Source organism: Enterococcus sp. DIV0691, assembly GCF_051711145.1.
In the GTDB taxonomy this organism is placed as follows: Bacteria; Bacillota; Bacilli; order Lactobacillales; family Enterococcaceae; genus Enterococcus_B; species Enterococcus_B hirae.
Map to the genome: position 1 here is coordinate 1,531,334 of NZ_JBIOLY010000001.1, position 16,148 is coordinate 1,547,481.

A 16,148-nucleotide genomic window follows, 5' to 3' on the forward strand; every position below is an offset into this window, starting at 1 on the left:
AAATGCTGAGGAAAACTGATATTACAATAAAATTCACTTTAGATAGAATTCACCCTCCCTCTATATGTGGTTAATGAATAAATTTCAACAGGAGGATTATCGTAGTAACTTGAAACCGATATGTACGTTTAGTTAAGCAGACATCATTTTTAATTTTGTTATAATAACTATAATTTTAGTTATACATACAGTAAAATCGTTGAAAAGCTATTTTCCAAAGCTTAAAAAAGAATTTTTTCGGATATTGATAGACGATAGATGTTATCCTCAGACTTGTAAAGAGCTTTATTCGTGCAAATAGTAAGCCCAGTGACGAAGTGCCAAAAAAAGCACTCATTAGTTTTCGTAAAACTTCTAATGAGTGCTTTTTTTATTTCAATAGGATTATACTACTTTTTTGGTTCTTCTTTTGTTTTTTTCTTTTTCCAAAACAGAAACATTCCTACCAAACTAATTAGTAAGGTACCTAATAGAGGGAACATCGCATTTTTGGTTGCATTGGTTTTTGGTAAATTACCACCATTTGCTTCTTCTGTTCCTTCACCTTCCCCGTTGGTTTCTGCTTCTGTATTTCCTTCGCCTGAACTTTCTCCTAACGCTCCTGGTGTTCCTTCTTTCACTACTTCATAAGTCGCTTCAGTTTCAGTAGAAAATCCACCGTAAGAGCGGTCAACTTTGACCACTAATTTAGCGACACGATTTCCTAAACTTGAAGTATCGATTTCGGTTTCAGGATCTAATTTCACTGTATAGGCGTTTTTCGGTACTTCTTTCCCGTTGACTTTCACTTCTTTCAAGAGATCTTTAAGATCCACTTGTTTGGTATTGATGATTATTTTTGCTTCTGCCGGTGTCACGGTAAAGTCTCCAGTTGGTTCAAAGCCGTATTCGGTCACATTATAATACGCATAATTGGAACCATAGGTATAATTTTGCTCCGTTTCTTCTGCCATCAAGACATTCCCGCTTGGATCCGTATGATACACTTTGATTTGATCCCCTGCAGAAACTTTTAATGGCTCCCCACTATTGAATCGCTCGATTGCTTGAGCAATCGTTTGTGTGCCTCGCACTTCGTATTTATATTTACTAGTGTTATTTGTAAAGACTTCGATCCCATAATACACATCTGCATCGTTGGCTTCAGTGACTCGACTAGCTAAGTTCGTTCCTTCTTTTCCTTGTAACGCCTGGAGTTTCAATTGTTTTTTGTCTTTTGTTAACCCGAAAGTACCAACGGTTTCACCTTTTTTATTTTTGAGCTGGATCGTACTTCCCCATTTGACTTCGTAAGGTACTTCCACATCCGTAGAAGTGACACCATCTGAGGTAGACAATTTCACTGTTAACATCTTCGCTCCAGCGGTATTCGTATCAAAGTCAGAAACTTGTTCGACATCATATAATGTCGTATCTAATTTTTGACCATTGAAAGTAACATTTTTGATCAAATCCATTCCATCAATATCACTGGCATCTTCGCCTAATGTCAATTCTTGTGAAATTGTTTCAGCTTTCATCTCAGTGATCGGTTCAAATTCTTGATTGGCTACTTGATAATAGGCATAATTTGAACCCGCTGTATAATTTTTCGTCAAGTCATCTCGCATCAATAAATTATTCTTCGCCTCTGCATGATAAACTTTTACGATATCCCCTTCTTCAATTGACAACGGCTGCCCATTATTAAACCCATTGATAGCCTGACCCACAGTCATGTTTCCAGTCACATCATACTGGTATTTTATTTGTTCCGATAATCGAGTCGTCGGATCTAAGCCCATAATATTTTCAACGGTAACACCAGATCCTTCCTTCGGTTGATTTTCTGAACTTGCTACTACTTCGATCCGATAGTAAGTATCGCGACCAAAAACGTTATTCACGTGATTGGTTAAGACGGTGGAATCCTCTCCTTTGCCAGCTTGGATCGTCCACTCTCCGTCTTGTTCCACAATACTATAAGCGCCCACATTCTGGTCATCTAACCCTTTAAGCAAGAAGGTACTTCCCCAAACCACTTCGTAAGGAACATCCAGTTCGATATCTGCGGTCTCATCGGCTGTCGTCAGTTTTAATCTGACTTCCTTTTTACCCACAGTTGCGGTATCTAATTCAGAAAGTTTCTCCACTGTATAGTCTTCACTCGTAACAATTTCGCCATTGATCGATACTTGTGCTAACAATTGACTCAAGTCCGTCGTTTTCGTATTCTCCTTTAATGAGAATGCTTTGTTGGAGCCAACAGCTTCAATCACTGACATCGGTTCAAAACCATAGGAGGTTACTCGATAGTAGGCATATTGCGACCCGTAGGTATAATCTTCTTCCATTTCATCTACCATTAACACCAAACTACCTTCTGAACGTTGAGGATGATACATTTTAACGACATCACCAGCTTGGACATTTAACGTTTGTTTCGTCCCGAAATTGTCCATTACCTGTTGGAGAGAAGCACGTCCCGGTACCTCTTGTAGATAAACAGAACGACCATCTCGCAATACTTCAATGGAATAATAAAGTGAAGAATCGGTACTAATTGGTGCATTGAGATCGGTTTTTAATCCTTGGTTTAAGACTAATACACGATTCGTACTGGAAGCCCCCGAATGTAATGAAAACGCCCCGGCTGATTGACCATTTTGAGCTTTCATCAAAATCGTATCGTTCCATTTAACTTCATAAGGAACCTCGATTTCTTTTGAAACGAGTCCATCTTTCGTATCAATACGCACGTTGATCGTTTGTGATCCTGCCACCGAAGTATCGAAATCACTCATTTGTTTGACTGTATATTGATTACTTCCCACTGCCGTTCCATTAATCGTAATGCTATTGATCAACTTCGCACCATCAACGTTACTACTATCTTCACCTAAGATAAATTCTTGAGCCATCGAATCAGCCGCAACCGCTAAAATTGGTTCCAAGCCATGGTCAGTGACTTCATAATAGGCATAATTGGAACCAATCGTATAGTCCTTGACTAATTCATCTTTCATTAAAAGATTTTTCCCAAGAGGATCGGCATGATACACTTTGATCACGTCGCCATTACTGACCGTCAACGGTTGCCCATTATTGAATCCCTGGATGGATTCACGAATCGACTGATTACCTGCCACTTCATAACGGAACTTGCTGGTAGCTCCTTGTAAAACTTCGATAGAATAATACGTATCACGCCCAAAATAATTATCCACCGGATCATTTAAGTTTGTGCCGTCCACTCCTTGAGATGCTTGGATTTGCCATTGATTTTGATTCTTCAATAAACTAAACGCACCAACTGTCGCCTCTTTCAATCCTTTAATAACAAAAGTGTCTCCCCACTTCACTTGGTAAGAAATCTCAATGATTTCAGAAGCCAGTTTATCTTTTGTTGTGACTTTGACCCGCATATTTCGTTTACCGATCGTGCTGGTATCAAACTCATCAAGAGGTTCTACTGTATAAAATTCATTGTCCGCTACCCCACCGTTGATCCGCACATTTTTTACTAGTTCATTCAAATTCGTTTGCTTCACGTCTTCGCCTAAAACGAACGCTTTTTCCGCACTTTCTGCCGTCATGACAGGTGCTGGATCAAACCCATAAGGAGTCACACGGTAACGAGCGATCTCCGTACCATACGTAAAATCATTTTCTTTTTCCTTAATCATCACAACCGAAGCATTAGGTGTCTTGCTTGGATATGTGATTTGGATAATATCATTCATTTGTACCGTAGTGTTGTTATTAGCATCTCCATAATCATTCATGATTTCTTGTAACGTGGCACGTTTCGGCACCTCTTGTTTGTAAATTTCATTGCCATTACGCAAGATTTCCAAACGATAATAAAGACCAAATGGATCGGTCATATCGCCAACTCCTTCATTTAAAGGAGACGCAATGCCCTGACGAATCGATAGCGTAGCTGGGGCATTATTAGAATTACTACCATCTAACGCAAAAGCTCCGGCGGAATAGCCATCAACCGAACGTATTAAGATGGTATTACCCCATAGTACGTTCACGGTAGTAGTTCCAGATCCTTTGATCATAACATTAGAATTAGGATGCTTCGCTTGCACAGTGATGCGTACTTCATGGGTACCAACCGATTGAAATTCAGTCTTGGACGATTCGTTCGCAACAAACTCAAGATCATCAATCGCTACAGGTTCCCCTAACAGTGTTGCCTCTTCAATATAGTTTTTAAATGTATTGGCTAACGTATCAGACGACTCCACCAAGGTTACGGTACGATCCTCAATCGGTTTTAATTTTAGTTGTAACTCAGGATGTGGCAGCACTCTCATGGTTATTGATTTCGTTATTTCTCGGTTATCAGAGGTTCTTACTGTAGCTTCCCACTTATGTATTCCTGCTGTCATTGTGTTTGGGTTATTAGACCATTGAAGCGTATAGGATCCTTCCGTGGTTACCTCAAAATAATCATTGACATCTGGCAAAAGAGAATATTGATAGATTTCACCTGCTTCCTTTTTTACTGTGAGCAGAGATTTAACTGTCATCGTAAATGTTAGTTCTTTTGACCGACCTGTTTCATCTTCCACTAATACCTTAACGTTTTGATTTCCTAGTTTATTTGTATCTGGTTTTGTTATCCATGTATAAGTCACTTTTCCAAGGCTATCTTTCACCTCTACATAATCTTCTGGTTTAGGCGAGCTCTTTTCTTCGACCACATGAGGACCATCTTTTACCTCTGCCTTAAGCGTTCCTTTACTTTTAGGAAAATCAACGTTAAACGTCATCGGAACATAACGAGTAGTATAAGCTACCCCATAATCATGATTGATATTACTATAAGGGAACTTACTTACTTTGAATACTTCTTTTTGAGGAATAGCTACTTTTAGTCGCGTAAAGGTAACATATAAATTATTATCTGAAGGTGCTACATAATAAAGTCCCTTAGCTTGATCAGACGTTGTAATTTTCATTTGCCAATTTCCACTTTCTGATTCACTAGTAACATAAAACAAGGCATATGTACCTCTTAAAATATTTAGAAGAGTGACTCTATAATTACTAGAGTTTTCCCAGTTCTCCCAGAAATCACTGAACTCACTAGAAATGATTTCAGCTCCATTCGTATTCCCACCTAGAAAGACGCCAGGAATTTTATAAGTAATTGTATCGCCTACTTTAAAATCATCTGTCGAATTATCTATCATATGATTCAACTTTTTAGAAAGAAATTCATTTACAGCTTTTCCAATTTCTTTTTCTGAGTCAGTAGATGCTGCTATAATGTCAGCTCCAACAGGTATTGGTAAATCAAATGTCGGATTAGCAAAACTTTCAATTGAACTTTTTATTTTATTACTTTCTGTTGAACCAGCAACTTTTTTGTCTTCCTCAGTATTTTTTTTCTTCGTGCGTTTCTCGTCTTTTTTTACTTCTTTCTTAGTCGTAGTTATCTTTTCATTCTTTTTTGAACTTTGCTTGACAGCACTACTTCCAACTGAACTTAACATCGAAACAGCTTCAACAACTGTACCGCTGGTTTGTCCAAATGCGAGCGCTAATATCAATGTACTATGTAATAATTTTTTTCTGGTTTTCAATGTACTCCTCCTTTTAAGGCTATATCTTTAAATGGCAATAGAAAAGTAATGTCTGTTTTCTCATAAGAAAGACTCCTTTTTATGCCATACTTATGTTTGATTTCTTCCTTTGTTTCTGCCAATGTAGTAAAGTTAAAACGTTATGTTTCTTAAGTTTTTTTTCTTTTCTCCCAATTCGCCCCTTTTACGTTTATTTTTATGGAAAAACTTCAATAAAACCCTACTTCTTTAAGTTTAATGGGAATCGCAAGAATATGTAATGTCACTTTTTCACAATGGACAAACACTAAAAGACAGAAGATGTTTTTGTTATGTAAAACATTTTACTTACCATAAAAAAAGGAGCCTTAGCCAAAAATAGAAGAGACCGAGACAAAAACTTGTCTCGATCTCTTCTATTGACTCTATAAATAAACTAATTTTTAGTTACTTCGCTTTCAACTACTTAGCGACTGAACGAACAGCTAATTCGTGCTTGAATCAGTTGATTATTGGTTATTTTCTTTTTGTTGCTCAATTGCTGATTTGGCTTTTTCCGTTTGTTCAGATGCAAATTCTCCTGTGGCTTTTGCCGCATTTGTCAATTTATCTTGAACTGTTTCACTGTTTGCTTCATATTCTTCTTTTGTCTTAATGTCGACAACATCGACATTGACTTCAATGACATCCAGATGTGTCATTTCATGAACTTCTTTGGCAATGATTTTTTTGATTTGTTGGTAAATTTCTTCGATGTCTTTGCCGTATTCAACAACGATCTTAAGATCAACAGCGACTTGTTTTTTCCCAACTTCCGTGTCAATACCGGCTGTTACATTATCAGTGTTGACTAATTTTTCTGCCACGTTAGAGAAGAAGCCACCATCAGCTGTTAATAATCCATCCACTTTTTCTAAGGAGATGCCTATGATTTTTTGAATGACCTTATCTTCATATGTCACATCACCATTCATAGATTCACCGTTTTCCGTTGTGTTTTTTGGATCTTTTGCTGGGGCTTCTGGCTTAGGTGGTGTATGCCCTGGCATTGGAGGTTTTGGCTGATCTCCATGATGTTCTTTTGGATTACTAAAATTTTCATGTTTTCCTTGTTGTTCTGATTGTCCTTCGTTTTCTTTTTTATCATGAGCCACTTTGTTTTCAACGTTGGGTACAACCGGATCTGGATGTGCTGAAACGGGTGCTGTTTTATCTTTGGCATCATGAACACCATTTGCATTGTTCGGTGTCGTTGGATCTGGATGTGCAGATACTGGTTTGTTTTGGTTATTTGTTTTGTTGTTATCCATAATAGAATTTCCTCCTAAGATTTATGATCAAAAATTTTCGTTTGTTTTAAATACATTCCGACCGCCACGCCAATGATCGCCATAAGGATCAGCAACAAGGTTTTAAAGAATCCCACTGTGATCAATAGTACGGCGAGAATCAACCCAATTGCCCCGCAAATGATCGGAAGCTTATAAGCAGCAAAAAGTTCATTCATTTGTGCCCCTCCTTATTCCACACGAGCGTGTTCGTTTGTTTGATATTTATTGGTAGGTGCTTGGTAACCTGTATACTTCACCGACACTTTTACTTGCTCATCTGTGCCGAGTAACTGTTTCACTTCTTTTTCGATTTCATCCATCAATATTCTTGTTTTCCCGATCAATGAAGAAGTCCGTTTTAATTCACCTTTAACTGTAACTGCTATCTTATTTTTTGTGGCTTTGATATTAACCTTAGGTGAGTGAATGAATTCATCTTCATGTAAATGTGAACGGACCATACCTTCAATGGCTTTTTTATCTAACGTTAATTCGCCGTCCCCTTTTTTCAATAAGAAGGTTCCAATCGTTTTCGGATAAAAAATGACGATCAATAATGCAATAATTAGTAGAATCGCTAAGCCGACTGCTACCCAAAAAATATATTGCTGCATATAGTAATTCGTTATTGTAAAGAAACGGAATCGTTCAAGCATCAATGGTAAAGGATAGACCGCACTGATCAAGACGACAAATAGTAGAATAGACAAAAGTAGCAGAGAAAAAATGACACCAATTGTTTTAGTCCCTTTATTCATCCTGGCACCTCCCATTTTTTATAAGTTGATAGCTTCCCCACCAGTTACACCATAAATTTGTGCAGTAACGTAGCTCGCTTTATTTGAAGCTAAGAAAACGTAAACTGGAGCTAATTCTACTGGTTGGCCGGCACGTTCAAGCAAGCTTTGTTGACCAAATTCAGGAATAGAATCTTCCGGTTGTCCTTCGTCTAACTGTAGTGGTGTCCAAATAGGACCAGGAGCTACTCCATTAACACGAATGCCTTTTGGTGCTAATTGTTTTGCTAAGCCAATCGTAAAGTTTGCAATAGCTGCTTTCGTGGAAGCGTAATCTAAAAGATGTTCACTTGGATTGAACGCTTGAACAGAAGTAGTGTTGATAATTGCCCCTCCTGCTGGAATATGTGGAACTGCTTCTTTAACAATCGCAAACATTGCTAAAATATTCACCATGAATGTGTCTTTCACTTGTTCTAATGGAATTTCTTCAATAGCCGGACAAGAGATTTGTTGTCCCGCATTTAATACTAATGTATCTAAGCCACCTAATTCACTGACAACTTTTTCAACGATTTCTTTAGGCGCTGTTTCGTCTCTAAGATCATATGGTAGTAAAACAACTTTTCGTCCTGCTTTTTCAATATAGGAAGCTACTTGTTTGGCATCTTCTTCTTCTCCTGGGAAAAAGTGCAAGCCGATATCTGCCCCTTCTCTTGCAAAAGCAATAGCTGCCGCGCGACCGATCCCTGAGTCTCCGCCAGTAATCAGAACACGGCGATTTTCTAGTTGATTTGATCCTTCATAAGATTCTTCTCCACAGTCAGGAACTGGTTGCATTTCTTTTTGTAATGCTGGTGTATCCTGGTCTTGTTTAGGAAATTCCTCAGTATGGTAAAGTTTACGTGGATCAATTAATTTTGGTTCTGTCATGTGTATCCTCCTCATAGTTTGGTACATTTTTATTTTGTATAATCTTTTCGGTAAAGATGGTAGCCTACAGCTCCTGCAACAACGATCGAGCCAAAGATAACTAATAAAAAGGCTAAGCCAGAGCTTTTACCAGGTAATCCGCCGGTATTCATTCCCCATATTCCTGCAATCAATGCTGGAACAGAGATCACTAGTGCCGCCGAATCAAGATATTTCATTAAATGATTCAAATGATTGTCCATCATTCCATTAAAAAGTTCCCCAATACTTTCTAACAAGTCACGGTAGATCAAAATCATTTTTTCTGTTTGTCTTTGTCTCAATTGGATGTCATAAAGTAGACGAGCATCAGATAATTTCTCAACAAAATCTTCTGATTGCCATAAAGTATCTAAAGTCTCTTTTTGATCTCTCAACGTATGATCAATATAAACAATGTCCCGTTCTAAATCCGCTTGCTTATATAGTTCTTCGTTTTCCGTCGTTTTACGCGCTTCTTGATCGAGGGAATCAATTCTTTTTTTCATTTCTGTTAGTTCTTTCACGTAATGGGTATAGATATTCAAGACAGAATATGCAATAAGTGTTTCAAAAGAATTGATCTTATTCCCATGTTTTGCTAATACTCGATCAAAAAAGTCCGTTTTTTTATCGATACAACTAATCAATAACTCATCCGAATAAATAAACGAAATAGGCATTAATCGATTCTCGATTTTCTGCTCCTGATTGGACAAATTCAGTAGCACTAAGGAAATCGGATTGTTCAAATTCGTCCCCACAAGCTCTTCAATTCTTGAAACTTCTTCTGGTAGAGAAGTTCCAACAAAGATATCTTTTGGTAAACGATACTTTTCAATCACCTGTTCGATTTCCTTAGTGTCACTACTGTCGATCACGAGCCAATTATAGTTGTTTTTGTCTGTCGTTATTACTTTCTCTTTTCCAATAAAGTAATAGTCCAGCATGATCAATCTCCCTTTCTACAAAGGATGTTAGCTAAAGAAACAGTTGCTTAATTTAATGTTACGATCCAAGACAACAATCTCATTTTCTAAAGAGAAACTGTTTAATTGGTGGTCATAGGCAAGATTCAAATGTCTACCTAAATAAGATTGCTCTAATTTAGATGTGTAGATTTCCAGAGTGGGATGTTCGATTTTATTGACGTATTTCCCAAATTCTACAAAGAAAGGAATAATCTGGAAAAAACTGCCTTTTGCACAAGCCCCTTTATCTCTTAAAAACGGATCTGAAGAATCAATCAATGCCAAAGCAATTTTTGAATCTTTTCCTACTTTTTTTGTCAATGCCTCCATCGCATGTTTTGTCATCGTGATTTCCATCATCATCATCTCCTTCAGATTATATATAAGTTACGACATTTTTCCTCAGCGGCTCACTTCTGTGTTACGATTGATTCTGGCATAAAGTGGATATTTAGGAAATTTTGCGACACAACGGAAAGCTGTCATGTTTGCATATTTATCGTAGTATTTTTTAGTTGGCCCTTCAAAATCTTTACTCCATGGTTTAACATGACCAGAGAAGTGGATGATCGATGGATCTTTACGTGTTTCTTCGTATTCCTTTTCTCCTTGTGGCGTTGGATGTTGCTTCGCTTTTGCCATGATATACCCTTGAGCATTCCATTTTGGATGTAATGGAATCCAACGATCATGTAAAATTGCATTTAACGCATCTTGATCGTGGAAACGTAATTTTTCAGGATTTTCTTCAATGAATGTTAGAACTTTTTTAGTAATGTCTTGTTCTAACCATTTTTCAACATTGATGAGCATCAATCCAGAATTAAAGTAGCGTGTTGATTTTGCTGGGATCTCCATTTTTTCTAATCGTTGGTGGAAACCAGCATCTTCTACGGCGGCCAAGATCGCACCGTTAAATTCAAGATCCCATAATGGTGTAACATCTTTTACGGTAATCATGTCACAGTCCATATATAAAAGACGTTCGACATTTTTTCCTCTAAATAACTCAGGAATAGCAATACGATAGTAAGCAGTTTCCGGAATACGATCACTTGTTACTACATTTTCAAAGAATTTTTTGTTGATCTTCAAGAATTCAACCTCTGTATTCATACGAGAATTCTTAACAGAGAAACGTAATAATTGTTTGCTTTCATTATCAATGTTGTCATCAATGACATAAAATCGTACAAAAACTTTTGGATCACTATTTTCTAATACTGAAACGAACAGCGCCGCTAGATGAGGCACAAATTTGGTATTACAACTTGATACGATTGCGATTTCTTTTCTTCTATTCATTTACCTCTCCCACTTTCTTTAAAACGCTATGCGCTAATTTTTTTAAATAGACATTTGTATATGGATGATCTTTTAACGTATTCCATGGTTTGTCATGCCCTGTGAAATGAACGATCGACGGCGATTCATTTCCTGCTTTGTATAATTTTTCATACGCAGCATCTGGAGCAGGATGACGTTCAAAAATCAAGGAAGTCTGCATATTCCATTTTGGTTCTAATTGCTCCCAGTCTTCATACAGAACTGCATTTAACGCGTCTTGATCATGGTAAATAATTCGATCACCATTTTCTTTTAAATAATTGATTGTTTTTTCAGTGATCATTTTTTCATTCCAACGATCAATGTCGATAACCATCACGCCTGAATTAAAATAATAAGCATCTGATTCAATCCCTAACCGTTTCAAAGCTTTCGTTTGACCTGGATCGATGACAGCTCCAATCGTTTTACCATTTAATGGTTGATCATATAAATGAACGATGTCATCCAGTACTAAAATATCTGAATCTAAATAAAGCACTTTTTTATAGTCGTATTTAGCTAAGATCTTAGGTAAAGATATTCTTAAGTATGCTGTAGTAGTAATATGGTCACTTACTAGGAAATCTTCGTAGACATCTTTATCAACTGTTAAAAATTGAATCGTTGCATTGTCTGAATGTTTTTTAACCGTTTGTCTAAGTCCTTCTTTGCTATATTCAGAAATACCGTCGTCAATGACATAAAAATAAATGTGTCTTGTTTTAGTGGAGTTTTCCAGTACAGTGGCAATCATCACGCTTAAGTAAGGAGCGTAATTTTCATCTGAAGCAGTTACTACCGGAACGATACCTTGTTTCATCTCCATTAAAATCACTCCTTTTTCTAATCTTTTTCTAACCTTTTCTATATCCAGAATATGCCTCAATAAACTTTAAAGCAAAAGATATGCTTCATTTTCATTGAATAATTCATAAAAATAAACCTTTTTTATCGAATTGAAAACGTTAACTTAATCGTTTTTCTGCCTATTTATTCAATTATAGGATGTGGAATACTACCTATATATGTCCAATGAAAACTAAGAATATTTTTTGAAAAAATTCAAAAACACAAAGCATTTTATTTTTATTTTAGGAAATTCTCATTTAACCTTAGAGTAAGCAATAGATAAAGGGAGCGAATAATATGAAATTAGCAGCAATTGATTTAGATGGTACTTTACTCGATCGGAATGGAAAGATACCAAAAGAAAACATCGAGGCACTTCAAAACTTTGATCGACATGGTGGGATCGTCACGATTGCGACTGGTAGAAATAGCATCTCTGCTAAAGATGTATTTGAAGAACTTGGGATCGGCGGCTATTTGATTTCATCTAATGGTTCTTTCGTGGCAAAGATGATGAAAGGCGAGATCCTTCACGTATTGAAACGTTCTAAAATTGAGCTTGCTACCCTTAAACGGGCCTTCTTCTTAGCACAAGAGGCAAAAATATCAATTATTGCTAGTCGAGAAACTCAAGATGATCAATTAACCTTTGATGAGTCAAATTTGGTGAAAGATGATCCCTACTACCAACATTTCAATTTACAAAATCAGACATTTGCTGAAATCACCAAGTTATTAGAAGATCCATCTGTCAGCTATTTAAAATTGGCATTAACAGATAAAGATGAATCAAAATTGCAAAAACTACAACAAGATTTAAAAAGTGAAGGGATTGATTCCGTCTTTTCAGACCCCCATTTTTTGGAAATCACACCTAAAAATGTAACAAAGGCTCACTCATTAATCTTTTTAGCTGAGACCTTGGAAATCGATCCTCATGAGATCGTTGCCTTTGGTGATCAGGAAAATGATATTGCGATGCTAAAAGTCAGTGGAACAAGTATTGCGATGGGAAATGCACAGAAACAGGTAAAAAATATTGCGGATGAAGTAACCAAAACAAATGAAGAAGCTGGTGTAGCGTATATTATCAACAATTATTATTAAGGTTTAAGGAGGGAGACAAAATTGTTAGTAATCGTCGATATGCAAAATCATATTCTAGATCCTGAGAGTAAATATTATGTTCAGCACGCAGATAAGTTAATCAAACAAATCCACTCACGTTTAGAAGCTGCACGTAAAAAAAACGAATATATTCTTTTTACCAGAGATATACCAGTCGAGCGAAAAGAGCAGGATGAAGAAGGCGAAGATTTGCAAATCATTCCTACACTTGCTCCTAAAGAAAATGAAAAAGTCGTCAAGAAATACTACTTCACGATGCCACCGGAAAGCTTACTTGAGATTAAACAAGAAGCTTTTGACCAAGATGAAAAAGAAAAGCACATTGAAGTCGTTGGTACAGAAACGAATCTCTGTGTCTTATCGAATACCATTGCTTTACAAAGCGTATTTCCAGAAGCTGATTTTTTAGTGGATACAGCTTTTGTTTCTGAAAACAAGCATGGCGATCAAGCGCTAAAACTACTCAAAGATTTTAATGTTGAGTTGAAGTAACCGAAAATAAAACGCCCACAACATTTAACTTTGTGGGCGTTTTATTTCGTTATTTACTAAAGGCTTTTCTTTGTTCGTACTATCTATTTCCTAAAATTTGTATTGATCGTTCCCTCACTTTGTGGAAAGTAACGGTTAGGATTTTCTTACTAATAAACTTCCTATAGCGTTTATAAAAAATATCAAATGAGGTTCCCCATCTCCAATAAACAATAGTTGAAACATCAGTTATTAGTCATTTCTAAAAGCATGCAACTTTTCAAAATAAAAAAACAATGATTATCTAATCATTGTTTAAAGAAACGAGCGCTTTAATATGTACCCTGTAGGACTCGAACCTACGACCGGACGGTTATGAGCCGTCAGCTCTAACCAACTGAGCTAAGGGTACAGTAAAAATTTTAAGATATAAAAATAACTTATATCTACTATAGCATGAATAAAAATCCGAAACAAGCTTATTTAATAAAAATCCAAAAGCATCCCATTAAATAACAAATATTCTATTTGGATCAGACGATTTCCAGCTCTTCCCTCCCTCTTCACCACAAATGCTCTATCACTTGGTATATGAATTGTTTGAATCATTTGTTTTTTCAAACACGTAGCATATTATTTGTTCTGTTACTCGGAACGTGCTATCTTGTATTTGGGTTGTTTTTTTATTCTTATGATTATTTAAGTCGTAATCACTTTTCGAAGTGTTTTCCACCTCTTAGTATAAGTGGTTGTTCGTTGTTAACCTACGACTGAAAATCAATGATTATTTAAATACGAAATCTATAGGAGTTAGTACTATGATAACATTGAGTCGACTTATTTTTTTTATTCCTACCTTAATTCTTATCCCTATTATTTGTTACTTAATCAACTGGAACAAGGAACGCCTAATTTTAGCGTTTTTTACGTTACCAGCAATCTTTTTTTCATATAAAATCTTAAATTATCAGTATTTTGAACCAGATCAATTATTCGTAGCAGAACTGATTGGTTTGATTCTAGCTTTGTTATTACCAATTGCTTATTTGGTTTATTTAAATAGAAAGCATTGATCGATGAATTTATTTGAATGACAAAAGGAGCGAATTTATGAGTATTGAAGAAGCGATTTTATTAGATACACTACGCTGTCGGCTGGATTATCTCCGAAAAAAAAAGAATTTAACCGTTAAGGAAGTGGCTGAACAAACCTCACTCCCGTTGGAAACTTATCTACAATTAGAGCAGGGAAAACGTTGTCCGAGCGCTATCGATCTAATTTTTATTGCGGATTTTTATAATGTATCTGTTGACTATTTGATCGGACGATCAGAAAAACCAGACCGCGTAAATTAAACCATCTAATCTAAATGAAAGAGAGTGAGTAAATGCGCTTATGGCATGAAGAATTAATCCCTTTGCTTCCTAGAAAACAATTATTAGGTCAACATAGAGAATGTTGTGCATTAAGAGGTAATGGTTGGGGAAGAAAGCATGCAACAGTTGATTATGTCTTCCAACATTCCCCTTACAAGCTTTATCAGTATCACCAACTTATTCTTACTGAAATGAAAAAGCGCCATTATCTTCCTTCTCCAGAATGGTCTGTCCCGGAGTACCGTGGGAAAGCCTGTGATCCTTATACTTATCTTTCTCCTCAAAAACAAACTTCACCTATTTATCCTGAGCATGACGAAGACTACCTGATGATCTGTTTAACAAACCTTAAACAAAAAGGAATTGATTTAATCCATATAAAAGCTACGGATTCTTAAAAGTTCATCAGATTTTCCTCATTTATTGATTCAAATAAACGCAATGAATATGAGAGTATGAACCTTTTCTCACTCTCATATTCATTATATTAGGATTCATTTAAACTGTCTGACTGACACATTCATTCGTCGATCACGATTCTTCGCTATTGAATAGGGAGAGGTCCGTATCCCTTCCTCAATAGTCTTCACTTGAGCGGCAGAGCAGCATTTTTCTTTACTAAGAAAAAACAAAAAAACTACTCTAATGAAAGAGTAGTTTTTATTATGACAGTATTAACCTTTTACGATGTTTACTGCTTGAGGGCCACGTTGACCGTCTTCAATATCAAAAGTCACTGCTTGACCTTCGTCTAATGTTTTGAAACCGTCACCTTGGATAGCTGAGAAATGTGCAAAAACATCATTTCCATCTTCAGCAGTGATAAATCCAAAACCTTTGTCTGCGTTAAACCATTTTACTGTACCGTTATTCATATATATTTCCTCCTAATACGTATCAACGTACGATTTTATTGCAATAAATTATTGATAGGCAAAAGGAGTCATAAACTAAAATAGTTAGCTCAAATTACGTTTCAAAATAGATTACTTACTTAATATAGCATAGATAAATGAGAAACACAAGAATAAACCTCTACTTTTTTTATAGTTTTTTAATTAAAGCGAATAGGCTATTTCTATCCTGTTTATCTTATCTTCTATATAAAGTTAAACAATCCTTAATTAGCAAAGTTTTCTTCTTTATGCTATAATAATAAATGGAATTTCGTTATCAACGTTTCGTTGCCTTTCGCAAGAATTTAAGAAAGGAGAATGATTATGACATTCTATAACAAAGACTTACAATATCGTGTAACTCTAAATACTGATTTGAATCTATTTGTGGTATTTGATAAAACAAATGAAAATCGAGTAGCCACTGGAGTGACGATTGAACAAGCAGTGCAAGAATTGAAAAAATCCGCATAGGAGTGAAAACCCCAAATGAACGATTACAGTTCTAGTTCACTTTAAAAGCACCTATTCATTCAATGGTAGGTGC

General features: G+C 36.2%; 16 protein-coding genes and 1 tRNA gene. 6 read left to right on the forward strand and 11 right to left on the reverse strand.

Going from position 1 to position 16,148, the window contains the following annotated elements; genetic code table 11:
- Positions 1 to 389: 389 nt before the first annotated feature.
- The 9 genes from IGJ11_RS06905 to IGJ11_RS06945 form a co-directional block, all read right to left on the reverse strand.
- Positions 390 to 5,582, reverse strand: a complete 5,193-nt coding sequence (locus IGJ11_RS06905) for an LPXTG cell wall anchor domain-containing protein (RefSeq protein ID WP_207432116.1) — start codon at positions 5,580 to 5,582, stop codon at positions 390 to 392.
- A gap of 488 nt (positions 5,583 to 6,070) precedes the next feature.
- On the reverse strand, positions 6,071 to 6,871 hold the full coding sequence (locus IGJ11_RS06910) for an Asp23/Gls24 family envelope stress response protein (RefSeq protein WP_178286198.1): 801 nt from the start codon (positions 6,869 to 6,871) through the stop codon (positions 6,071 to 6,073).
- Positions 6,872 to 6,885: 14 nt separating this feature from the next.
- The gene (locus IGJ11_RS06915; protein WP_010719084.1) at positions 6,886 to 7,068 is read right to left on the reverse strand and encodes a DUF2273 domain-containing protein; all 183 of its coding nucleotides are present in this window, start codon (positions 7,066 to 7,068) and stop codon (positions 6,886 to 6,888) included.
- A gap of 12 nt (positions 7,069 to 7,080) precedes the next feature.
- A complete protein-coding gene (gene amaP, locus IGJ11_RS06920; protein WP_034698115.1) occupies positions 7,081 to 7,650 on the reverse strand; it encodes an alkaline shock response membrane anchor protein AmaP in 570 nt (189 codons plus the stop codon).
- A gap of 18 nt (positions 7,651 to 7,668) precedes the next feature.
- Positions 7,669 to 8,562, reverse strand: coding sequence for an SDR family oxidoreductase (locus tag IGJ11_RS06925; protein ID WP_010719082.1), 894 nt, complete (start codon positions 8,560 to 8,562; stop codon positions 7,669 to 7,671).
- 29 nt (positions 8,563 to 8,591) lie between these two features.
- A complete protein-coding gene (locus IGJ11_RS06930) occupies positions 8,592 to 9,530 on the reverse strand; it encodes a magnesium transporter CorA family protein (RefSeq protein WP_207432114.1) in 939 nt (312 codons plus the stop codon).
- A 27-nt stretch (positions 9,531 to 9,557) separates the two neighbouring features.
- Entirely contained in the window at positions 9,558 to 9,908 is a 351-nt protein-coding gene (locus IGJ11_RS06935) for an iron-sulfur cluster biosynthesis family protein (protein WP_010719080.1), read from the reverse strand.
- Between the two features lie 45 nt (positions 9,909 to 9,953).
- Positions 9,954 to 10,856 (reverse strand): glycosyltransferase family 8 protein, encoded by a 903-nt coding sequence (locus tag IGJ11_RS06940; protein WP_010719079.1) that lies wholly within the window; start codon positions 10,854 to 10,856, stop codon positions 9,954 to 9,956.
- On the reverse strand, positions 10,849 to 11,706 hold the full coding sequence (locus IGJ11_RS06945; protein WP_010719078.1) for a glycosyltransferase family 8 protein: 858 nt from the start codon (positions 11,704 to 11,706) through the stop codon (positions 10,849 to 10,851). The genes IGJ11_RS06940 and IGJ11_RS06945 overlap by 8 nt, the downstream gene beginning before the upstream one ends.
- Positions 11,707 to 12,026: 320 nt before the next feature.
- Between IGJ11_RS06945 and IGJ11_RS06950 the strand changes: the two genes are divergently transcribed.
- Both IGJ11_RS06950 and IGJ11_RS06955 read left to right on the forward strand, forming a co-directional pair.
- A complete protein-coding gene (locus IGJ11_RS06950; RefSeq protein WP_010737655.1) occupies positions 12,027 to 12,836 on the forward strand; it encodes a Cof-type HAD-IIB family hydrolase in 810 nt (269 codons plus the stop codon).
- Positions 12,837 to 12,857: 21 nt separating this feature from the next.
- Entirely contained in the window at positions 12,858 to 13,349 is a 492-nt protein-coding gene (locus tag IGJ11_RS06955) for an isochorismatase family protein (RefSeq protein WP_010719076.1), read from the forward strand.
- A gap of 317 nt (positions 13,350 to 13,666) precedes the next feature.
- On the opposite strand, the gene IGJ11_RS06960 is transcribed toward IGJ11_RS06955, so the two are convergent.
- Positions 13,667 to 13,740, reverse strand: a tRNA-Ile gene (locus tag IGJ11_RS06960).
- Between the two features lie 406 nt (positions 13,741 to 14,146).
- On the opposite strand from IGJ11_RS06960, the gene IGJ11_RS06965 reads away from it, so the two are divergent.
- Genes IGJ11_RS06965 through IGJ11_RS06975 form a run of 3 tightly spaced genes read left to right on the forward strand, consistent with a single transcriptional unit; the run spans position 14,147 to position 15,103 of the window.
- Complete coding sequence (locus tag IGJ11_RS06965; RefSeq protein WP_010719075.1) at positions 14,147 to 14,401, forward strand: hypothetical protein; 255 nt, start codon at positions 14,147 to 14,149, stop codon at positions 14,399 to 14,401.
- 37 nt (positions 14,402 to 14,438) lie between these two features.
- On the forward strand, positions 14,439 to 14,684 hold the full coding sequence (locus IGJ11_RS06970) for a helix-turn-helix domain-containing protein (protein ID WP_010719074.1): 246 nt from the start codon (positions 14,439 to 14,441) through the stop codon (positions 14,682 to 14,684).
- A 32-nt stretch (positions 14,685 to 14,716) separates the two neighbouring features.
- Positions 14,717 to 15,103, forward strand: coding sequence for a TIGR02328 family protein (locus IGJ11_RS06975; RefSeq protein WP_053766832.1), 387 nt, complete (start codon positions 14,717 to 14,719; stop codon positions 15,101 to 15,103).
- Positions 15,104 to 15,379: 276 nt separating this feature from the next.
- Here the strand turns inward: IGJ11_RS06975 and IGJ11_RS06980 are convergent, their stop codons facing one another.
- On the reverse strand, positions 15,380 to 15,580 hold the full coding sequence (locus IGJ11_RS06980; RefSeq protein ID WP_010719072.1) for a cold-shock protein: 201 nt from the start codon (positions 15,578 to 15,580) through the stop codon (positions 15,380 to 15,382).
- A 345-nt stretch (positions 15,581 to 15,925) separates the two neighbouring features.
- On the opposite strand from IGJ11_RS06980, the gene IGJ11_RS06985 reads away from it, so the two are divergent.
- Complete coding sequence (locus IGJ11_RS06985; protein WP_010719071.1) at positions 15,926 to 16,075, forward strand: hypothetical protein; 150 nt, start codon at positions 15,926 to 15,928, stop codon at positions 16,073 to 16,075.
- Positions 16,076 to 16,148: the final 73 nt, after the last annotated feature.